A 22834-nucleotide genomic window follows, 5' to 3' on the forward strand; every position below is an offset into this window, starting at 1 on the left:
TTTACAATGAAAATCAATAAAGCAATATATTATTTATTTGGAGCATCAGTTCTTGTTACTGCTGTTTCCTGTAATAATTTCCTGGATACAGAACCGATTACAGAACAGGGGATTCCAGTTGCAAATCCTTTAAAAACAGCAACAGATGCAGAAAATAGAATGAATACCATTTATGCGGCATTCGGAAATGAATACTGGCAGCTGGATTACGGAATGAATGGAGATTCACAAACTGATATTTCCTATGCAGGTGCAGATAACGTTCAAAACTTTCAGCAGGATGAATACCGTATTATAGCCACCAATACGAATATAACAAGAGACTGGAAATATATATACGGCTTCATCAATGACTGTAATATGATTCTTAATTATGTAGATGAAATCAATGATCCTGCATTAACAGCAGCCAGAAAAGCTGAAATGAAATCTGAAGCATCCATTATGAGAGCATTGTATTATTTTCATGCTGTACAGCTTTGGGGAGATGTTCCTTTGGTGACAAAAGCGGTAATAGGGGTGAATTCAGGTAACTTTGATGAAGTATACAGTCAGGTGTATCCGGCAAGGAAAACAGTTCAGGAGGCATATGATCTGATCATTGCAGATCTTGAAGGAGCTATTGCCAATGCTCCGGCTGGAAGTGAAAAATACAGAGCCAATAAAAACTTTGCTTACGGATTGCTGGCTAAAGCTAATGCAACAAAACCAAACCCCGATTGGGCAAAAGTGAAACAATATACCTCCAATATCGCAGGTGTAAACTTACTTCCTGTGTATGATAATCTTTTTGACGGGTTGCACGAAGCTAATGCAGAATCTATTTTCGAAGCCGATGGTAATGCAGGAAGTGTATGGGCCTGGGGATCATCCATGTTTTTAGGAACCGACTGGAAGAAATTCAATGTTCCTTCCAATGACCTTGTTAAAACTTTTTCTGATGCCGGAGATACTCAGAGAATGAATAGTTCGATTCATTTTTCGCCGGTGGCATGGTCCGATAATTACTGGCCGAGTACCAACTATCCTTTCATGTATAAAATGCGGAAAACGGATGGAACACAGAATTTTTACGTCATGAGATATGCCGATATCCTTTTACTGAAGGCAGAAGCTGCTGTAAGAACAGCAGATTACACAGGAGCAGCAGGGTATATTAATCAGGTAAGATCCCGAGTGGGCATGGCCCCGGTTACAGTTTCTTCTGAAACGGATGGAATTGCTAAAGTTTTAGCAGAAAGAAAAATGGAACTGGCCTTTGAGGGACAACGCTGGTTTGATCTGAAAAGAACAGGAACAGCTGTTGCTATTCTTTCCCAACAGAAAGACGGAAATGGAAATATTCTTCCTTACGCTGCAAATATTAATCAAAATAGACTGTTATGGCCTATTCCTCAGGGACAGAGAGATAACAATCAAAATTTAACCCAAAATCCAGGCTATTAACATATGAAGTTTCACAGTTTATATAGTTTCTTTTTTAAAAGTACTACACTGCTCTATAGTGGTGTGGTACTTTTACCTTTACTGTCTTGTAAAACAGCTGTATCCGGTGCGGGTGATGAAGTTCAGGTTTGGCTTACAAAAGGGGATGAAAGCGTAAAATTGCAGATGCAGCATCCTGTCCGTTTTGTAAATACTCCTAATAGCACTCAAAATATTGAAATTGATGATACCCAAAAGTTTCAATATGTTGACGGTTTCGGATATACCTTAACAGGAGGAAGTGTAGAAGTTATTAATAAGCTTTCGCCTTCAAAGAGAAAAGCCCTGCTTCAGGAACTTTTCGGAAATGATAAAAATGGAATCGGAGTAAGTTATCTGAGATTAAGCATAGGGGCTTCCGATCTTGATGGTACTGTTTTCTCTTATGATGATCTTCAGGAAGGAGAAACTGATCTTTCTCTTTCTAAGTTCAGTTTAGCAAAAGATAAAAATCTAATTGCTATGCTCAAAGAGATTTTAGCAATAAATCCAAACATAAAAATCATTGCAGCTCCCTGGTCAGCTCCGGTTTGGATGAAAGACAACGGGAAATCAAAAGGCGGAAGCTTGAAGCCAGAATATTATGGTGTATATGCCGATTATTTTGTAAAATATATTCAGGGAATGCAGAAAGAAGGGATTGCTATAGATGCCATTACCCCACAGAATGAACCGTTGCATCCGGGGAATAATCCCAGTCTGTATATGCCTTCCGGCCAGCAGAAAGATTTTATTAAAAATAATTTAGGTCCGGCTTTCAAGAAAAACAATCTTAAAACAAAGATTGTAGTCTATGACCACAATTGCAACAAACCGGAATACGCAATGGATATTTTAAGCGATCCGGATGCGTATCAGTATATCGATGGATCAGCTTTCCATCTTTATGAAGGTGATATCTCTGCTTTAGGTACTGTTCATGCTGCTTTTCCCGATAAAAATTTGTATTTTACCGAGCAATGGACAGGCGCAAAAGGAACTTTTAATGAAGATTTAAATTGGCATACCAGAAATGTGGTTATCGGTTCCATGAGAAACTGGAGCAAAACAGCACTGGAATGGAATCTGGCCAATGACCCAAAATACGGACCCCATACAGATGGAGGCTGCACAGAATGTAAAGGAGCAATAACCGTTACAGATAAAGAAAACTTTACGAGAAACGTTGCTTATTATATCATTGCTCATGCTTCAAAATTCATCCCTGCGGATTCCAGAAGAATTGCTTCTACACAGACGAAAAACCTTTCTACAGCAGCTTTTATAACACCTGCAGGAAAGAAAGTGTTAATTGTACAGAACGACTCTAAAAATGAAGAAACCTTTACGATTAAATATAACGGAAAAACAGCAGCTGTAACCCTTTCAGGAAGTTCAGTGGCAACCTATGTTTTTTAAAGAAAAAGATATGAAAAAAAGATGCCTTTTATTAGCATTTGCAACATTCGGAATAAGCATTTCTGCACAAAAATCAATAGATCAGAAAGTTGCTGACCTGTTGTCTAAAATGACCCTTGAAGAAAAGGTAGGCCAGTTGGTACAGTACAGCGGTTTTGAATATGCTACGGGACCTCAGAATTCTAATTCCGCGAGTGTTCTGGATGAAATAAAAAAAGGTAAAGTAGGATCTATGCTGAATGTAGCAGGAACTGAAGAAACCCGTTCTTTTCAGAAACTGGCCCTGCAGTCCCGTTTAAAAATTCCTTTATTATTTGGTCAGGATGTGATCCATGGTTACAGAACCACTTTTCCTGTGAATCTGGGACAAGCCGCAAGTTGGGATTTTGGACTGATTGAAAGATCTGAACGGATTGCAGCAACAGAAGCATCCGCGTATGGAATTCACTGGACCTTTGCACCGATGGTAGATATTGCAAGAGATCCGAGATGGGGAAGAGTAATGGAAGGGTCCGGGGAAGATACTTATCTGGGAACAAAGATTGGACTTGCGAGAATCAAAGGATTTCAGGGAAAAGGGTTGGGAAATATTGATGCAGTGATGGCCTGTGCAAAACATTTTGCGGCATACGGAGCAGCAGTGGGCGGCAGAGATTACAATTCTGTTGACATGAGTTTAAGACAACTGCATGAAACCTATTTGCCCCCTTTCAAAGCAGCGGCAGAAGCCGGAGTGGCTACTTTTATGAATTCATTCAATGATATCAACGGGATTCCTGCGACAGCTAACAAATATATTCAAAGAGATCTTTTGAAAGGAAAATGGAATTATCAGGGATTTGTAGTTTCAGACTGGGGAAGTATCGGCGAAATGGTTCCTCACGGCTATGCAAAAGATAATAAAGAAGCGGCAGAAAAAGCAATTTTGGCCGGAAGCGACATGGACATGGAAAGCCGTGCCTACATGGCTGAACTTCCGGGATTAGTAAAGGAAGGAAAAGTAGATGCAAAGTTTATTGATGACGCTGCAAGAAGAATTCTAATCAAAAAATTTGAAATGGGTCTGTTTGATGATCCTTACAGATTCAGCAATGATAAAAGACAGCAGGAGCAGACCAACAACCTGGAGAACAGAAAATTTGGAAGAGAATTCGGCTCAAAGAGTATTGTATTATTAAAAAATGCAAATAAGGTTCTGCCACTTTCAAAATCTACAAAAACAGTTGCTTTAATCGGACCTTTCGGAAAGGAAACAACAGCCAATCACGGTTTTTGGTCAGTAGCTTTTAAAGATGACAATCAAAGAATTGTAACCCAGTTTGACGGAATCAAAAATCAGCTGGATAAAAAATCAACTTTATTATATGCTAAAGGCTGTAATGCGGATGATCAGGATACATCCATGTTTGCGGAAGCAATAGAAACAGCTAAAAAAGCAGATGTCGTGATTATGACCCTGGGAGAAGGACATGCAATGAGCGGAGAAGCCAAAAGCCGAAGCAATATCCATTTTTCAGGGGTTCAGGAAGAATTGCTGAAAGAAATTGCAAAAACCGGTAAACCTATTGTATTGATGATTAACGCCGGAAGACCATTGGTTTTTGACTGGGCAGCTGACAATATTTCAACGATCATGTATACGTGGTGGCTTGGAACGGAAGCAGGAAATTCTATTGCAGATGTTCTGTTCGGAACAGTGAACCCGGCTGGAAAATTACCGATGAGTTTCCCGAGAACCGAAGGACAGATTCCGGTATACTACAATCATTACAATACAGGAAGACCTGCTAAAAATAATACCGACAGAAATTATGTTTCCGCATATATCGATTTAGATAATGATCCGAAATTCCCTTTTGGGTATGGATTAAGCTATACGGATTTCAACTATTCTGATATGACGCTAAGTTCAACGGATCTGAAAGGAAATCAGACGTTAGAGATTAAAGTAACGGTTTCCAACAAAGGAAAATATGATGGGGAAGAAGTTGTACAGCTTTACATCAGAGATCTTTTTGGAAAAGTGGTAAGACCGGTAAAAGAATTAAAAGGATTCCAGAAAATCTTCATTAAAAAAGGAGAAAGCAAAACGGTAAACTTTAAACTTACCCCGGAAGATTTAAAATTCTATGATGATGCACTGAATTATGATTGGGAAAGTGGTGAATTCGACATCATGGTGGGAACAAGTTCTAAAGATGTTCAGACTAAAAGAATTAATTGGGTAAAATAAATAAAATACACCAACACTAGCGGGCTTTAGCCCGCTTTTGGAGGTAAAAGGAATTGGGTTTTAACCGAACATATAACGATTAGTAATGAAAATCAATATCCAACATATCATGACTCTGTTATTGGGAGGAGCTTTGGCTTTTTCTGTTGCAAGCTGTGCGTCAAACAAACCCGATTCCAGCAGAAAATTGATCTGGAATGATGAATTTAACGGAAAAGGATTACCGGATGCTTCAAAATGGAATTATGAAGTAGGCGGAGACGGTTATGGAAATAACGAAGCCCAGTTTTATACCAAAAACCGCCTGGAAAATGCCAGGGTTGAAAATGGAAACCTGGTCATTGAAGCCAGAAAAGAAAACTGGAAAAAAAGTAAATATACTTCCGCAAGGCTTTTGACCAGAGGGAAATTCTCCTTTCAGTATGGAACCGTAGAAGTAAGGGCAAAACTTCCGAAAGGTCGCGGAACCTGGCCAGCCATCTGGATGATGAGCGAGAATATAAAGCAATGGCCTGATGACGGGGAACTGGATATCATGGAGCATGTGGGCTTTAATCCCGGATATATTCATGCTTCGGTGCATACAAAAAAGTACAACCATATTCTGGGAACCCAGAAAACAGATACCCTGATTGTACGCGATGCCAGTGAAAAATTCCATGTCTATAAAGCAGACTGGACCCCCGAAAAAATTGATGTATACATTAATGATACAAAGTTTTTCACCTATGAAAATAAAGAAAAAAGCTATGAAGCCTGGCCCTTTGATCAGCCGTATTTTATCATTCTAAATCTGGCTGTAGGAGGATTTTGGGGTGGAAAAGAGGGAATAGACGACACCATTTTCCCTCAGAAATATTATATAGATTATGTAAGGGTGTATCAGAATAAATAATGAAGTGAGAGTGATTTTTCTCTCCATAAATAGAAAGAAAAAATATGAAAAAATTAATCGTAAGTTGTTTTGTAATGGGACTTGCTTTGAATGCAAATGCCCAGAATTATTGGAAAAAAAATGCAGGGAAAACAGCTAAGGTAATTCTTACCAGTTCCAAAACCAATGAAAAAATGGTGGATAAAGGAACGGTAAAGTTTGAAAAATTTGGTCAGCCAAAAGAAACGGATGCCTGCATCTTTGTAGATCCGGATTTTAAATATCAGAAATTGATCGGAATAGGAGGTGCCATCACCGATGCATCAGCTGAAACTCTTGCTAAAATGCCTAAAAATAAGCAGAAAGAGATCATGGAAGCCTATTTTGGGAAAAATGGACTGGGATATACGGTGATTCGTACGAATATGAATTCTTGTGATTTCTCAAGTGATTCCTACACGTATGTTGCTGAAAATGATACTTCTTTGAAGTCTTTCAATGTAGCCCATGATGAGAAGTATAAAATTCCTATGATCAAAGAAGCTCAGAAAATGATAGGAAAAGACTTTACGTTTTATTTTTCTCCATGGAGCCCGCCGGCTTGGATGAAATCCAATAAAAGTATGCTGAAAGGAGGAAGATTGGAAAATCAGTACTATCAGCCTTGGGCAGACTACTATATTAAATTCATTAAAGAATACGAAAAAAGAGGAATCAATGTCTGGGGAATGACCATCCAGAATGAACCGATGGCGACGCAAACCTGGGAGTCTTGTATCTATTCTGCGGAAGAAGAAGGGGAGTTTCTTAAAAATAATTTAGGACCAACCCTTTGGAAAAACGGATACAAAGATAAAAAAGTAATGATCTGGGATCACAACAGAGATTTAATTTACCAAAGAGCAACTACAACGCTAAGCGATCCGGAAACTTCAAAATATGCTTCAGGTATTGGTTATCACTGGTATGAAACATGGAACAACAAAACGCAGCTGTTTGATAATTTATTAGAAACCCAAAGAGCATTTCCGGATAAATTTTTAGCATTTACAGAAGGATGTAAAGAGCAGTTTGATATGTCCAGAATCAATGAAGTGAGTCTGGGGGAATTATATGGAAGAAATATGATCAATGATTTCAACAAAGGAACTGCTTTGTGGACAGACTGGAATGTTTTGCTGGACGAAACCGGAGGTCCGAACCATGTTGGAAACTTCTGCTTTGCACCTATCATTGCGGATACCAAAACAGGGGAGGTGCACTACACCTACGAATATTATTATGTAGGACATGTATCAAAATATATCAAGCCTAATGCCCAGAGAATAGGAAGTTCTTCCAACAGAGCTGCTTTAACTTCTACAACGTTTATGAATGAAAATGGACAATTGGTAACGGTAATTATGAACGACACTGATAATGATATCGAAACTAATCTTTGGATCGAAGGAATGTCAGCGAAGCTTTCAGCACCTTCACACTCTATACAGACCGTAATTTTATAGACTTCATATTAACATTTTAATGAAAACCGGCGGGCTCTCTGAGCCCGCCGGTTTATTTTTATACATGAATAAACTGATTGGCAATTTATCCAATATTCTAAAGGAAATTACAATAGATCAGCATTCCATCCTGCAGGGAAACAATAGCTTTCCTCAGAATAATAACACGTTTTTCCTGTTGCAGCTTCGCATTGTTCTTGTGAAGCATAAGGACGGTACAGTGGTGATTTAGGTCCCGGGCATCCTTCTTTAGTGCCTCCTTTTACTGATTTTAAAGCCTCTCTTGAGATGTTTCTAAGATTTTTCATGATAATAAGTTTTTAGTTTTCCTACTCTGTTATAAGCTTTTCAGATTCCGCTTTTATTTAATCCTAAAGTAGTGATTTTTTTAATATGTCAATTATATTCATATGAAATATTGATTGTATGCAAAAATAGAAGGATATTTTTTAGCTGAATCTTAAAAATGGACATAAAAAAACAACGCAAAATAATTTGCGTTGTTTTTTTATAGTTTGATCCAAATAATCCTTGCAGACTATCAGAAATGTGTCAATATTTATTCAACATCATATTTGTTGATTACTTTCTGAGAAACTCCGGTATTGCTGAAGCCTCCATCATGGAATAGGTTCTGCATAGTTACTTTTTTAGTAAGATCAGAGAACATGGTTACACAGTAATCTGCACATTCCAGCGCTGATGCGTTTCCTAGTGGAGACATATCTTCAGCATAGCCTAAGAAACCTCCAAAACCTTTTACTCCGCTTCCTGCAGTGGTAACCGTAGGAGACTGAGAAACTGTATTTACACGCACTTTTCTTTCTCCCCAGTAATATCCGAAAGTTCTTGCAATACTTTCTAAATACGCTTTATTATCAGACATATCATTGTAATCCGGGAACGTTCTTTGTGCAGCGATATAAGAAAGGGCCAAAATACTTCCCCACTCATTCATACAGTCTTTTTCCCATGCCGTACGCATTACTTTGTGGAAAGATACTGCTGAGATATCCCAACCTTTTTCCAACCAATCGTAATTCATTTCAGTATAGTGTTTTCCTTTTCTTACATTTACGGACATTCCTATAGAGTGAAGGATAAAATCTATTTTACCAAACTTCGCTACTGCAGCATCAAAAAGTTTTTCAAGATCCTCAGTAGACGTTGCATCTGCACCGATTATTTCAGAACCTGTTTTTTCTGCTAAACCGTTAAGCTCTCCCATTCTCAAAGCGATAGGAGCATTAGACAGGATAAATTCAGCACCTTCTTCATGGCATCTCTCAGCAACTTTCCATGCGATAGATTGTTCATTAAGGGCTCCAAAAATAATTCCCTTCTTGCCTTTAAGTAAACCGTATGACATAATTTTTTAATGTTTATTAACTACAAATGTAGCGATAATTTATGTTTAGAGCATAATAAAAAAACAGAGCCTTTATAAAAAGACCCTGTTTTCTTGAAAATATTTATACGACTGAAATTCTAATTGGTTTTCTTGTTCCATTCTGCTTTTACATCCTCAGCAGCATCTTTCGTTTTCTCCCATGCATCATTGGCATGATCCTTAACACTTTCCCATGCATCAGAAGCGTTGTTCTTTACCTTATCAAGCCAGTCTTCCTGAGTAGCTTCCTCATCATTTGCTCTTTTTTCATTAATATAATCCTTAGCTTTATCTGCTAATTCATTTACTTTCCATTTTGCTTTGTCTGCTGCATTCTGTAAAGAATTTTCTGTGTTGTTTACTGCATTTTCCGCTTTGTTATAATCTGAATTGTTCATAATATTAAAATTTTGTTGTGATGGTATTGAATAAACAAGAACCATTCCTAAAATAAAAAGATGTTGTTAAATTTTTCATAATATTTTGTTATGATTTTCTAAAGATGTTTCTCAATTAAAAATTATTTTAATTTGAAATGAAAATAACCTGGAAAAGCTACACTGTGATTAAAATGAAGTGGTGTATAATAATATAGAAGAAAAATAAAGTTTGAACTCGGAATTACAATTAATCATGTCTTTAAAAAACATCTTCCCTGAATTGCTGAAATTTCAAAAAGTATATCAAAAATTATAACACAACCTATTATGAATTTATGGCTTGTCTGACGATACTGACGATTGAAATCGTCTTTCATGACGTAAAAACATGTTTCATTACTTAGTGATAAATTAAATTTTAATCAATTTTTGGTGACTTTTTTTATGAATACTATAATTATTTTCAATGGTGTATATGTGATTAATGTGCTATTAAAGCCTTTAAATACGGGATTTAATGATTGGTTAATAATGGAAAATGTTTCATTTAATTGTGATTAAATGGGGTTTTAGTCACTTATGTGAGTAGTTAATTATGGAATTATTAAAAATTTTGATGTTTTATTGAAAATTATTATATTTGCAACCTCGTATTGTGAGCAATTATTCAGTAAGTCATGTTAAAAAAATTAAACCCTCAATTCATTTTCCCTCTTTTATTATTAAATTATTTTGCATACGCTCAGGTGGGGATTGGTACTCCGAGCCCGGATAATTCGGCAATGTTACAAATCAGTTCAAAAAATAAAGGAGTTCTTCTTCCGAGTGTTGCTTTAACTGCCTTAACGGATAATATTACCGTGCCATCTCCTGCAGTTGGTCTTATGGTATGGAACAATGGCAGTGGAAGTTTATCTGAAGCCGGATTTTATTACTGGAATGAATCGAAATGGAATAAGCTGTCAACAACGTCAACGAACACAGGAAATGGGATCAATAGTGGAGGAGGTACCGGGTGGAATACAACAGGAAGTAATGCCGGAAATTACAGCGGAGCGAATACCGGACTGTCTTTAGGAACGTCTACATTAGATGATCTTATATTTAAAGTGAATGCTTCAACGATAGGAAGATTGGGAACGAACAATTCCGTAAGTTTTGGAGTGGGTGCCAATGCTGCTCAAAATGGGATTGCTATTGGGAATTCCAGCAGTTCATATCAAGGAATTTCTATTGGTACAAATTCTTCTGTAACGGCTAACGAATCTGTTGCAATAGGGGCAAATACTCAAATTTCGGGGTATCAGGCGACAGCATTGGGGTACAATGCGAAAGTGACTATGAATGAAGCTACTGCTGTCGGGAATAAATCTCAGGCGGGAGGTTTTCAGTCAATTGCATTAGGATTTAATGCAAAGACCAATTCTAACAGTGAAACAGCTTTAGGGTATAACAGTGTAACGAATAACGAAAATTCTACAGCGCTGGGTTCAGGTGCCAATGCATTGGGACAATTTTCTACTGCAGTAGGATATGGAGCTTCTACAACACAGCTGAATGCCATCGTTCTTGGAAATAATAACGCCAATGTAGGTATCGGAACTTCCACACCGAATACTTCTGCGAAACTAGATGTCAATGGACAATATAAGTTAGGGGAGAAGGGAACTGTGAATAAGAATCAGATCAGTTTTGAAGTCTGGCCGAGTGTATCGGTGAATAACCTTCCTCCGGGAAAATCAACGACACTGAATATTGCGATTCCAGCCAATATACAACCAGGATCTACGAGAGCAACCATTGTGGTGTCACCGGCAGGAGATTTTGCAGGGAATGCGTCGTTTTCTATTTCAAATCCGAGAATGACCTCAACATCAAGTATTACCATCAATCTTACCAATATTTCGGGTAATCCGGAAAATTTATATTCAGGTCATTTTTATGTGACGATTAATGAGTTTTAAAGGATGGAAAGAATACTTAATCATCTATTTGTTTTTGTGTTTTTTGATTTCTTTCAAATTTCATGATCATATTAAATAATAAAAAAGGACCTCAATTTGAGATCCTTTTATTGTTTTTGTAGGTTGCTAAATATGAATTATTTGATAATTCTCTCCAACACCCAGTTGATAAGGTTTTTCTCCGAAGCATGGTGATCTGCTGAGAATTCGCCACGTCTTCTGTTGGCAATCACATTATTTACCGTGATCGCTTTGTGCCCCAATAATTTTGAAAGAGCGTAAATCGCAGAAGTTTCCATTTCGAAATTGGTTACCCCAAGCTCATTTAATGTTTCCAGAAACTTGTCATCCAACGCTTTTAAACGAAGCTGTCTTCCCTGTGGAGCGTAAAATCCCGGGAATGTAGCGGTATTTCCGTGGTATTTTGCATCTTTATAATATTCGCCCATATCTTCTGACCAATCGGAGAAGTAAAGCATCGGTTTGATTTTCGCATATGGGAATTTTTCTAGAAAGTTTTTAGAAAATTCATTCTCAAACTCATAATCCTGATAGAAATGCATTAATCCGTCCAATCCCACAACATTCTGGGTAACCAGCATATTGTCTACCTGAACATCAGGGTTTACACTTCCACACGTTCCCATACGGAAAAGCTCCAGGGCTTTATGTTCTGTTTTAAATTCTTTGTTTTGAAGATCGATATTTACAAGAGCATCAAGCTCATTCATCACAATATCAATATTTTCAGTCCCGATTCCAGTAGACATCACCGTGATTCTTTCACCACGCAATGTTCCGGTGTGGGTATAAAATTCTCTTTTGTTTTTTTTGATCTCTACCGTATCAAAATAGTTCGATACTTTTGCGACACGGTCCGGATCTCCCACAAGGATGATCTTGTCCGCAATATCTTCAGGTAAAAGGTTCAAGTGGTATACACTTCCGTCATCGTTCAGAACAAGTTCTGATGCTGCAAGCTTATTAAGCATAATTATATTTTATTTATTTTAATCAATGAATATGGCATTCTTGTAAGGAGAATTGGCCAGCTCGAAAATTGAGCCGTATTCTTCTACAATCCTTTTCTGTCCGTTAAAAACCTCGTAAACAGTAACGGTGGTTTTCTCAAAATTTTTAGGATCTTTTCTCTGGGAAGTCACTTCGTAAAAATGATTGTCTTTTTTCATCACAGAAACCAATTCCTCTTTCGTAGACTGGTTGGACGTTACCATTCCCGGAAAATCCATGAAAACATCTTTCAGTTCTTTATAATTCTTATATACTTTGGTCTGTCCGTTTGAATAAACATACACTTTGGGCACCGGCTGATCCTGCCTTAACCGGATCAAGTAATAATCATCTCCTTTTTTTTCTGCATATACCGCCATTTCCTGTCCCAGTTTCTGGGAAAATACGGAAAATGAAAAAAGACTTGCCACAAAAGCGAAGAGTAATTTAGCTTTCATAATAATATTTAGTTTTTAATGTGCTGGTTTCAATGATAAAATGCCTCCCCAATATCCTTTCATCATCATTTTAATAAGAGGCTTTTAGAATCTGTCCGCCTTTTCAGTATAATGAATTTGATTTCGGGGTTTAAAATTAATAAAAATTCCTTTATCAAAAATATAAACATTATTTAATGCTGCATTAAAGATAAGATAATGTGTAAAGAATAGCTTTGTAGCTAAAAATTAATGAAATTTTATCCGTTGCTTGTTGCCGTATTGCTGGCTGGTTTTGCTGTTATGTCATTTAACCCGACCGACAAGGGAATGAAAAACGACAATACAGTTGTTAATGCTGGTTTATCTGATTTTAAAAGTAAGCTTGAACAATTGAAATCCGATGTACATCAATTTTCTGAAGACAAAATAACGGTTGAAGAGCTCCGGAAATCATTAAGCAGTACGAGAAATTCCTTTAAAGAGATTGAATTTTATGTGGCTTACCACTATCCTGAATTTACGAAAACCCATCTGAATGCAGCGCCTCTTTTTCATATAGAAGCTGCCGGAACCTCTGCTTATACACTTCCTCCAGAGGGGTTGCAGGTATTGGATGAACTGATTTTCTCTGATGAAGCAGCCAATGAAAAGGAAAAAATGAAAGAAATTACCACCTTTTTATACAACAGCTATTCGAATTTCCATCTGAGTTCTTTAAAAAACGGATTAAGCAAAGGAAATAACAAAACATTGCCGCTTCGTTTAGAACTGATAAGAATTTATACATTGGGTGTGACAGGCTTTGATACGCCCGGATCTTTACATATTTCCGAAGAAGCAAGCCATGCGCTGCTGGGAATAAAAAAATACATTAATGACGATCCTTATTTCAAGGGATACAACATCGATAAAGCCAATTCAATCCTTACAGAAAGCAGAGAATATCTGTCAAAAAATACCGATTTTGAAACGTTTGACAGGATAGAATTTTACAAAAAATACATTCAGCCACTGTATGAGGAATTTGGGAAATGGGATGGAAGGACAGATGACCTGAAAGAATTCTCTGGTTGGAATGTCAGTAATACCAACCTTTTCAGCAGTGATTTCCTTGATCCTTATTTCTATACCTTATTGAAATCTTCCGAAGACAATGCCGATATGAGGAATGTAGGAAAAGAGATCTTTTACGATCAGAATGTAAGCGAAAATGGGAAAATGAGTTGTGCCACATGCCACCTTCCTGAAAATGCGTTTACCGATTTAAAAGTGAAATCCCAGACCAATGTTGAAGGAAAAACAGTGATAAGAAATTCACCCTCTTTGTACAATGCTGTTTTTGCGAAAAGATTCTTTTATGACATGCGTGCATTTTACATCGAGCAGCAGGCGGAACATGTCATTTATAACAAAGATGAATTCAATACCAGCTATGAAAGCATCATTAAAAAATTAAAAACGAAGCCGGAATATAAAAAAGCATTCAAAAAAGCCTTTAAAGACGGGAAAATAAGTAAAGAAAACTTTTCAAAAGCATTAAGCTCTTATGTGGCTTCCCTGTATTCTTTTGAAAGCGATTTTGACCGTTTTATGAGAAATGAAAAAGAAATATCACAGGATGCTCAAAAAGGATTTAACCTGTTTATGGGAAAAGCAAACTGTGCAACCTGCCATTTTGCTCCACACTTTTCAGGATTGGTTCCGCCGTTTTTTAATGAAAATGAATCTGAAGTGTTGGGTGTAACAAAAAAGCCACTAAACCAACTTCCTGTTGAATTAGATACAGACCGTGGAAGAGCAGACAGCCCGGTGAAAAAGGAAAAATCATGGATTTATGAAAATTCTTTCAAAACGGTTACAGTACGAAATATTGAGCTTACCAAACCTTATTTCCATAATGGAGCATTCAACACCCTGGAAGAAGTAATAGATTTTTACAATGAAGGTGGTGGAGAAGGAGCTGGGCTAAAAATGAAGAACCAGACGCTTCCTGTAGATAAATTAAACTTATCTAAACCGGAAATCAAACAGATTATTGCTTTCCTACATACTTTGACGGATATCAGCCAGGCAAAAAAATAGAGTGGACTTTTGTTAAATAGGGAAGTAAGGGATAAAATTTTTTGAATCTTAATGGTTTTTCACAAAAGACCTTAATGAAGTTTTCAGAGCTGATTTAATATTAATTTTAACAGAACGAACTTATAGTAAATTGTAAAATGAGAATTTTTTTTAAACGGTTGTTTTTTATATATTTTCTCAAAGAGAAGTTGCGCAAAAAATAACTTTTGTAAAGTAGAGAATTTCTATCTCTTTATAATTATTTCAGTTGTCATGAAATAAATTATAATAAATCATTATATATAGAAATAATTATTATTTTTGTTCTTCAAAAATTAATAATTAATCATGAAAAAAGTAATTTTAATTGCTACTATTTGTATAGCAGGTTTAGTCAGTGCTAAAAATGGTGAAGAAATGAAACCAACAAAAGAAAAGAAAGAAGTTGCAAAAGCTACAGCACAAGCTGAAGAACAAGAAGAAGCTTTAAAAGCTATTAATTGTAGAACAGTTGGAATGTACGTTTGGTGCAATGACGAAATGTTATCAGATACTGTTTGTTGGGGGGAAGGCTCTGGAACAGCTACTGAAGCACAAGCTATGGCCCAAAGTCTTCACAATGCACAGTTAGTAAATGAATTTTTCTGTGGAGGGCAACCATAAGTAGAATGCTAAAGTTGTGGCTTATTAATAATTAAAAAAATATGAAAATTTATCTTTTACTTTTATTTTTCTCATTCGGGGTTTTATTTTCTCAATCAAGTAATATTGAATCAGAATATGAAGTAATATATAAAGTGAAAATATATCCCGATACATTATCTAAACAATTTTCTAATGAAGAAAGTACTTCTCTATTGATAAATAACAATAAATCATTATTCAAAAGTACCCAAAAAGCGAAGAGCGATTCAATAGCTTTAGGGATAGGAAAAAAACAATGGAGTAATGTAATTGATGGAAAAGTAATTTTAGATATGCGAAATGTTCCATCCGTAAAATTTAAAGATGAAGTTTATTTAGAGAACGGAAAACAGATTATTTATAAGGAGTTGCTTAAAACTAAATTTTCTTTTCCCTTGGAAGATCCTATTCAATGGAAAATTGAAAGTGATACAAAAATGATTGGAAATTATTTGTGTAAAAAAGCAACAGGAAAATATAAAAAAAGAAATTATACCGCTTGGTTTACCGAATCTGTTCCAATTCCTGATGGACCTTATATTTTTAAAGGCTTGCCAGGGTTAGTATTAGAGGTTTCCGATACTAATGATTATTTAAGTTTTTCATTAATTAGTTTGAAAAAAGTTATCAAACCTATTGTACTTATGAAAGATGTTTTTGCAACAAGTTACCTTACTTATGTAAAGGCAAGAAAAAATTTCTTAGATAATCCTGCTGGGTCTCTTTCTAATCAAATAGGAATTCCAATTGAAAAAAAGAATATTGAAAGAATAAATAATAATGCAAGGAGATACAATAATTATTTTGATTAAATATATCCATAATTTATAAGAGTAAAGCACCTGTAATTGGGTGCTTTTAATTTTATGAAATAAATAATAATTAATTTACACTCCAGAAACAATATTTAAAGGAACCGCTAAAACTGTATCAACATCAGACACTTATAATAACGTATATTTAGAGGTATATAAATTACTTTAAATACTTTATAAATAACTGAATTTAAAATAAAACTACAGCTAAAATCGTGTTGAAAACTTACGGTTATCTGTGGAGCTGGTCTTGGTTATAACAGTATAAAGAATTAATCTCAAAAAACGATAATAAAAAATAAAATGAAGGAAATTATTGAATATACAAACTCTGAAGATTTTAAATTTATTGGTAATCTAGTAATGTATAATTTAAATTATAATATTCTCCATTCTTATATAGAAATAGATATTCAAACTGAATTGAATGAAGAGATTAAAAAATGGAAAATTCTGGCAAAAAATCCGATCAAAATTGGTTTTTTTGAAGCTTATAATTTTGTAAACTATCGAGAAATAACATTAATGGATAAGCATCCATTACTTTACTCTGTTTGTGGTAATTCTGTTATTTGTACATTGGAAGGGATACCGATAAATAAATTTAGTTTTATAGGAGATTTGTGTGTTGAAATCGAAAATATAACAGGAAATTGGTTAACTGTAAATGAGATAATTAGCGGTTTTAAAAATTTGTTTGAAAAAAAAGATCCTCAAGGTCGATTTGAAGAATTTTCAGTAAATAATGACGAAGAAATTCTTTCCTTTCCAAAATTTCTATTCGAAACGATAAAAACTGTCTGCGAAAAACATTCAATTATCATAAAATATGTTGAAGAAATAAATAATGCATTTAATTACCAAAACCAGATCTTACTATTTGGAAATGAAATTATTACTGGAAAAAATGATTTTTTTTTAAATCAGCCTCACATTATTGCTGAAGAATTTGAACTAATATAAGTTAAGTAGGAAAGGATATAAAGTATACTAAAAAACGTTTTTGAATTTGTAAATTGGGATGTTAAAAATAAAATATAATCTCAAAAAACGAGAATTCAGCTAAAATACTCACTTACTAGAAAGCGGTACAGATTTGCGGTACTAGGGAATTTATACACACGTAAATACCAACATTATGGCACAAAGCCACTCACTTTTGGGTAGATTGGAGCTCTTTTGTGGCATATATAAACAAGTTAGCGGTTATTGTAGGACACCTCACAACTATTAAGACAGGAACATTAAGAAATGATTATCGACAGAAAACATTTTGACATCAATAATAAATGTGCAATTGAAAAATTAATAATCAAGCCACCAATTAGACTTGATGCAGTTTTTCAGGACGAAGCCTGTTTTACTTACCTTAAGGAAGGAGAGCTATCTCTCAGTTCACCAACTGACAACCTATCTCTTCAAATTGAGGAAAGTGTTTTATTAAGATGTGGTAACTACTTTACAAACGCAATTCAAAAACATTCTACTAAGATTTGTGAAGTTTATGCTATTCATCTATATCCAGACATTTTGAAACAATTATACAAAAATGAATTTCCGAACTTCATAAAAAGCGATGCTCACAAGCCGTATATCAAGAAAATAGAAAAACAAAGTGTTATAACCAATTTCATCCAAAGCCTTGATTTTTATTTTGAGAACCCAAATTTGGTTACCGAGGATTTGCTTAAACTAAAAATCAAAGAACTTATTTTATTGCTTCTTCACACTGACAAAGCAGAAAATATCATTACTTTATTTTCTCATCTATTCAATCCGAGACAAGCTAATATATTTGAAACTGTGCAAGCACATTTGTATTCAGCTATTTCGGTAGCCGACTTAGCTAAATTGACAGGGCGAAGTTTGTCAGCATTTAAAAGAGATTTTGAAACGCAATTTAACGACACCCCAGCCAATTTCATTAAAGAAAAGAAATTGGAAAAGGCTCTTGACCTACTGCAATCAACCGAATTATCTGTATCTGAAATTTGTTACGAAGTTGGCTTTCAGGACACTTCACATTTCACAAAGTCCTTCAAACAAAAATATAATCACTCGCCTTCCGAGTATCGTAAGAAATAGTTGAACCATTTTTACCTGTATTTGGACTAAATTGCCAAGTTGCGATTTGTTTTAAGTTTCATTTTTGTATTGTGATTTTTCACTTATAAAAACGATAAAAAAATGAACGAAAGTATATTGATAACTGGTGCAAATACTGGGCTTGGCAAAGAGACTGCCCGCCAGCTAGCCTTGAAACAAGAAACAAAAAAGGTAATTCTTTTTTGCAGAAATCAGGCGAAAGCCGAGGCAGCAAAAAAAGACCTTGAGGAGCAAACAGGGAAAAAGATTTTTGAAATTATTATTGGGGATGTTTCGGATGCAAATTCCGTTAGAAAAGCAGTAGAAAATATAAAAGAACCAATTGATGCAGTAATTTTAAATGCAGGAGGAATGATTGGGAAAATGGCTGCAAAACTTACGCCTTCTGGTATGAATGAATTAGCAGCTACAAACATTTTGGGGCACGTAATTTTAGTAGAAGAATTAATCAAAAATGACAAGTTGAAAAAAGCAGTATTGTATCCAAGTGCTGAAGCCATACCTGGAGTAAAATTGCTTGGAATGAAACCAGTTTCAATGAAGACATCATCTGTAAATGAGTTTGCTGGTGTTCTTGACGGCTCATATTTTGGCAATAAATTCGATGCAACTCAAGCATACGGATATGTTAAATATGCAGCAACGATGTGGATGTTATCAATGGCAAGAAAATATCCCGACCTTAAATTTGTTGTTATGAGTCCGGGGAACACGGGCGGAACTAATGCACCTGATAATTTGCCCCCGGCAATGAAATTTATGTTGAAGTATTTGATGATGCCTATTGTATTTCCATTAATTGGGGGAATGGTGCATAAGCTGAAAGTAGGTGCAAAACGCTTTGTAGATGGTATTTCGGATGAGCAATATAAAAGTGGCATTTTTTATGCAAGTAAACAGGGTAAATTATCAGGAGATGTGGTTGACCAAAGCACTTTTTATACAGATTTGAAAAATACTACATTTCAAGACAACGCTGACAAAGCAATTCATCATTTTATAAAATAACCATTACGAAATACGAGAAAACAACGAACCGCTAACAAGGGTTTTACAATAGTGGGTCTGACGAATATAGGCTCAACTTTATGCTGCTATTTAGCTTTTGTCCTATATTCGGCTGACTGAATTCTATTGCCTCACCATCGCAAAGTCCTAATCCGTTATAATTGCTATTAAAACCTCAAAAAACGATCAATTAAAATGCTTCTAATCAATAAACATCTTTTAAACGGTATCTTTTTTAACATAATGTTAATGTAATTAACATTGGGTTTTTGATTAATTAATACGCACTGCTATTTATTTAAAGTCTTATTAACAGAGGGGAAACGATAATAAAATAGTTTTGCAAGGTCTAATAAATCAAAATTAAAAATGAAGAAAAAACTACTGACAATTGCAGCTCTTGCATTACTCACGAGTTCGGCCGTCCAGGCACAAACTTTTATTTTCAACAAAAATGCCTCATGGAGTTATAAAGACAACAACCAGGCGCAGGCAGCCCAATGGAAGGATACTACTTTTGACATTTCTACATGGGCAGTAGGAGACGGACCTCTGGGATACGGGGACCCGGTAACCACCACCATCAGTTCAGGCCTTACTACAGCTTATTTTGCGAAAGATATTACCGTAAACCTGTCAACACTTTCCGATACTATGGAACTTGGGGTGATGAGAGATGACGGTATTGTTGTTTACCTGAACGGAGAAGAGGTAGTAAGAGATAATATGCCTGCAGGTACAATTACATTCAGCACGCCCTCCAGCACCACAATTGACGGAGCTGCAGAAAGTGTATACAATATTTTTTCTATTCCAAAATCAAAATTCGTCAATGGAACAAATAGGATTTCTATTGAATTACATAACAGAACCGGAACAAGTTCGGATTTAAGAATCGATGCATATCTTAAAACGACTACAACAACCACTCCTCCTGTTACAACCTGTAATTCAACTCATATCAGTTGCTTTACGTCAATCATTCCTACAGCACAGACCAACAAGCTGATTATCCCGGCTGAGCATAAATACCAGCTTATTTTAAAAGAAGGCGATAACTATACAGAAGGAGGCGGACTGGTAGGCGGTCAAAATGACTTTACAGCATATGTTCCAAAAACGGGAAGCAGCACGAATGGTTACCTTTCCGTTAATCATGAAACCAATCCGGGAGGTGTTACCATGGCGGAAATCAACTATAATGCTTCCACAAAATTATGGCAGTTAACAAGATCCAGAGCGGTAAGTTTCTCAGCACCTAGCCTGGTACAGACGATCCGAAACTGTTCAGGAGGAGTTACTCCTTGGGGAACAGTGGTTACTGCTGAAGAATCTGTAACATCTAATGATATAAATGCAGACGGATACAAAGATTACGGATGGCTTGTAGAAATCGATCCGGCAACGGCACAGGTTATTTCTACCAATACAGACGGTTCTAAAGGGAAACTTTGGCAAATGGGAATCATGAATCATGAAAATGTAGTGATTAACAATGCAGGAACTACTGCTTATTACGGGGAAGATGGTGGAACTCACATGGTGTATAAATATGTGATGGATACACCTAACAACCTTTCTTCAGGAGATTTGTATGTTCTGAAATTAGACCAGGGATTATCCACAGCCGGAGACCCGGTAGGAACTACTGCGGTATGGGTTCAGGTTCCTAACAAGACCAAAGCAGACCAGAATAACACAGCTACTCTTGCCCAGTCCTTAGGAGGAACAAAATTCAATGGGGTAGAAGATGTAGATATCAGCCCGTTAGACGGGAAAATCTATTTTACGGCAAAAGGATTGGATAAAGTATACCGTCTACAGGATAACGGAACTACGGCATCACAGGTGGAAACTTTTGTAGGAGGAGCTTCTACACTTTATTCTTTCAATACGGCACAGGGTATGAAATCTGAAGCCTGGGGAGATGGAAATGACAACCTTACTTTTGATGAATTGGGGAATCTTTGGGTACTTCAGGATGGTGGCAAAAACTATATCTGGGTAATTGCTCCGGATCATACGGCTGCCAATCCTAAAGTGAGATTGTTTGCTTCTATGCCAGCCGGTTCAGAACCTACAGGACTTACCTTTACTCCTGATCATAAATTCGGGTTCTTCTCTATCCAGCATCCGGATGCTACCATTGCAACAGATGTTGATGCAACAGGAAACACCATTGATTACAGAGGTAAATCGGCAACCATTGTTATTGCATTAAAAAATAACTTGGGAACCACCGGTTCACTAGGAACCATCGACAGCCAAAATGCTGAAAATACAGTGACGGTTGCGCCAAACCCTACTTCAGGGCTGGTGAAAATCAATTCTTCCAAAGGATTGAAAGACATTTCCGTTACCGCCTACAGTATAGAAGGTAAAATCGTTTATACAAAGAAATTTACAGGTTCAAACAAATCGCTGGACATTGATTTTACCTCACAGCTTGAAACTTCCCGTGCATTGATCGTAAACATCGAAGCCGAAGGAGGATTCCAGAAAACGGTAAAACTCTTGAAAAAATAATTACTAATACTTTCATTGCTGCCGGTGGTTTTTTGCCGGCAGCTTTTTTTGATTATGAAAAAACTTTTACTATTCATCTCCATTTGTGCTCTCTGTCAGGTTAATGCCCAGATTGATCCGGTACAGTATCCTACTTTTACGAATATTGAAGATGCTTTAAAAAGTGAAAAAAAAGTGTACAGCATGAGCTTTAGAGGCAAAGGACTATTTAATATTCCGCCTCAGATTGCCAAGCTGGAATCAATCTTTTTTCTGAATATTATGGGAAATAAACTGGAGAAAATGGATCAGGAAATATTTATGTTAAAAGAACTTGAAATAGTAAATGCCAATGAAAACAGTATTAAATTCATTCCCGATGAAATCGGAAACCTTACAAAACTCACAACACTTTCTATCAACTTAAACAGTTTAACGAGTGTTAATCCAAATATTGCAAAGCTCCAGCATCTGAAAGTCATTCATCTTGATGCAAACAGTCTTAGCATTTTTCCGGAAGCATTGATGGAAATTCCGGTTTTAGAAGAAATCAATCTTCAGGGGAATCAGATCAGCTTTATTGCTGATAGATTAGATCAGATTAAAAATTTAAAATTTTTAAACCTTTCAGAAAATCAGATCAACGACTTGGGAAACCTTTCATTTCCAAAAAACCTGAAATATCTGGAACTTCAGCAAAATGCGATTGTGTCACTTCCTGAAAATATATTCCGTTCCAAAAAACTGGAATTTTTAAATGTAAGTGATAACCATATAAAAACGATTTCACCAAGAGTAAAAGGCTTGAAAGATATCGTAAGCATGAATCTGGCTAACAACCAGCTCAAAGATCTTCCAGCTGAAATTTCACAATTGAAAAACCTTAAAACCTTAATTTTAACCGGTAATCCAATGGAAAAATCCACCATAGAAAAATTAAAAGCCTTGATGCCGCAAACGCAGATCTACTTTTAA

The 22834-nt window shown here is 36.0% G+C and carries 19 protein-coding genes; 14 read left to right on the forward strand and 5 right to left on the reverse strand.

The annotated features are described in order from the left end of the window. The first annotated feature begins 6 nt into the window (after positions 1-6). The 5 genes from IW15_RS18545 (at position 7) to IW15_RS18565 (ending at position 7495) form a co-directional block, all read left to right on the forward strand. Positions 7-1446, forward strand: coding sequence for a RagB/SusD family nutrient uptake outer membrane protein (locus IW15_RS18545; protein ID WP_034714441.1), 1440 nt, complete (start codon positions 7-9; stop codon positions 1444-1446). 3 nt (positions 1447-1449) lie between these two features. Continuing rightward, positions 1450-2883 (forward strand): glycoside hydrolase family 30 protein, encoded by a 1434-nt coding sequence (locus IW15_RS18550; protein WP_034714443.1) that lies wholly within the window; start codon positions 1450-1452, stop codon positions 2881-2883. Between the two features lie 10 nt (positions 2884-2893). Then, positions 2894-5116: a glycoside hydrolase family 3 N-terminal domain-containing protein gene (locus IW15_RS18555; RefSeq protein WP_034714756.1), complete on the forward strand. Its 2223-nt coding sequence runs from the start codon at positions 2894-2896 to the stop codon at positions 5114-5116. 85 nt (positions 5117-5201) lie between these two features. Next, positions 5202-6011 carry a glycoside hydrolase family 16 protein gene (locus tag IW15_RS18560; RefSeq protein ID WP_034714445.1) on the forward strand — a complete coding sequence of 270 codons (810 nt, stop codon included), beginning with the start codon at positions 5202-5204 and terminating at the stop codon, positions 6009-6011. A gap of 44 nt (positions 6012-6055) precedes the next feature. Further along, entirely contained in the window at positions 6056-7495 is a 1440-nt protein-coding gene (locus tag IW15_RS18565; RefSeq protein WP_034714447.1) for a glycoside hydrolase family 30 protein, read from the forward strand. A 107-nt stretch (positions 7496-7602) separates the two neighbouring features. Here the strand turns inward: IW15_RS18565 and IW15_RS22630 are convergent, their stop codons facing one another. The 3 genes from IW15_RS22630 to IW15_RS18580 all read right to left on the reverse strand — a co-directional run bounded on the left by IW15_RS22630 (position 7603) and on the right by IW15_RS18580 (position 9283). Continuing rightward, entirely contained in the window at positions 7603-7803 is a 201-nt protein-coding gene (locus IW15_RS22630; RefSeq protein WP_131368595.1) for a bacteriocin-like protein, read from the reverse strand. 251 nt (positions 7804-8054) lie between these two features. Further along, on the reverse strand, positions 8055-8864 hold the full coding sequence (locus tag IW15_RS18575; protein ID WP_034714451.1) for an enoyl-ACP reductase FabI: 810 nt from the start codon (positions 8862-8864) through the stop codon (positions 8055-8057). Positions 8865-8983: 119 nt separating this feature from the next. After that, positions 8984-9283: a hypothetical protein gene (locus IW15_RS18580; RefSeq protein WP_034714453.1), complete on the reverse strand. Its 300-nt coding sequence runs from the start codon at positions 9281-9283 to the stop codon at positions 8984-8986. 659 nt (positions 9284-9942) lie between these two features. Between IW15_RS18580 and IW15_RS18585 the strand changes: the two genes are divergently transcribed. Next, a complete protein-coding gene (locus IW15_RS18585; protein WP_034714456.1) occupies positions 9943-11229 on the forward strand; it encodes a hypothetical protein in 1287 nt (428 codons plus the stop codon). A 137-nt stretch (positions 11230-11366) separates the two neighbouring features. Here IW15_RS18585 and IW15_RS18590 read toward each other — a convergent pair whose 3' ends face one another. After that, on the reverse strand, positions 11367-12221 hold the full coding sequence (locus tag IW15_RS18590; protein WP_034714458.1) for a nucleoside phosphorylase: 855 nt from the start codon (positions 12219-12221) through the stop codon (positions 11367-11369). An 18-nt stretch (positions 12222-12239) separates the two neighbouring features. Further along, entirely contained in the window at positions 12240-12698 is a 459-nt protein-coding gene (locus IW15_RS18595; RefSeq protein WP_034714460.1) for a hypothetical protein, read from the reverse strand. Between the two features lie 231 nt (positions 12699-12929). Here IW15_RS18595 and IW15_RS18600 point away from each other — a divergent pair, with 231 nt between their 5' ends. The 8 genes from IW15_RS18600 (at position 12930) to IW15_RS18635 (ending at position 22834) form a co-directional block, all read left to right on the forward strand. Next, positions 12930-14762, forward strand: coding sequence for a cytochrome-c peroxidase (locus IW15_RS18600; protein WP_034714461.1), 1833 nt, complete (start codon positions 12930-12932; stop codon positions 14760-14762). A 327-nt stretch (positions 14763-15089) separates the two neighbouring features. Continuing rightward, positions 15090-15404: a hypothetical protein gene (locus tag IW15_RS18605; RefSeq protein WP_034714462.1), complete on the forward strand. Its 315-nt coding sequence runs from the start codon at positions 15090-15092 to the stop codon at positions 15402-15404. Positions 15405-15445: 41 nt separating this feature from the next. Further along, the gene (locus IW15_RS22170; protein WP_051882211.1) at positions 15446-16237 is read left to right on the forward strand and encodes a GLPGLI family protein; all 792 of its coding nucleotides are present in this window, start codon (positions 15446-15448) and stop codon (positions 16235-16237) included. A 306-nt stretch (positions 16238-16543) separates the two neighbouring features. Continuing rightward, on the forward strand, positions 16544-17203 hold the full coding sequence (locus IW15_RS18615; RefSeq protein WP_034714463.1) for a hypothetical protein: 660 nt from the start codon (positions 16544-16546) through the stop codon (positions 17201-17203). Between the two features lie 288 nt (positions 17204-17491). Beyond that, a complete protein-coding gene (locus IW15_RS18620; protein ID WP_034714464.1) occupies positions 17492-18325 on the forward strand; it encodes a helix-turn-helix domain-containing protein in 834 nt (277 codons plus the stop codon). 102 nt (positions 18326-18427) lie between these two features. Continuing rightward, complete coding sequence (locus IW15_RS18625; protein WP_034714466.1) at positions 18428-19354, forward strand: SDR family NAD(P)-dependent oxidoreductase; 927 nt, start codon at positions 18428-18430, stop codon at positions 19352-19354. A 369-nt stretch (positions 19355-19723) separates the two neighbouring features. Further along, positions 19724-21880 (forward strand): alkaline phosphatase PhoX, encoded by a 2157-nt coding sequence (locus IW15_RS18630; protein WP_034714468.1) that lies wholly within the window; start codon positions 19724-19726, stop codon positions 21878-21880. A 54-nt stretch (positions 21881-21934) separates the two neighbouring features. After that, positions 21935-22834 carry a leucine-rich repeat domain-containing protein gene (locus IW15_RS18635; RefSeq protein ID WP_034714470.1) on the forward strand — a complete coding sequence of 300 codons (900 nt, stop codon included), beginning with the start codon at positions 21935-21937 and terminating at the stop codon, positions 22832-22834.

This window comes from Chryseobacterium soli, from assembly GCF_000737705.1.
Lineage (GTDB): Bacteria > Bacteroidota > Bacteroidia > Flavobacteriales > Weeksellaceae > Chryseobacterium > Chryseobacterium soli.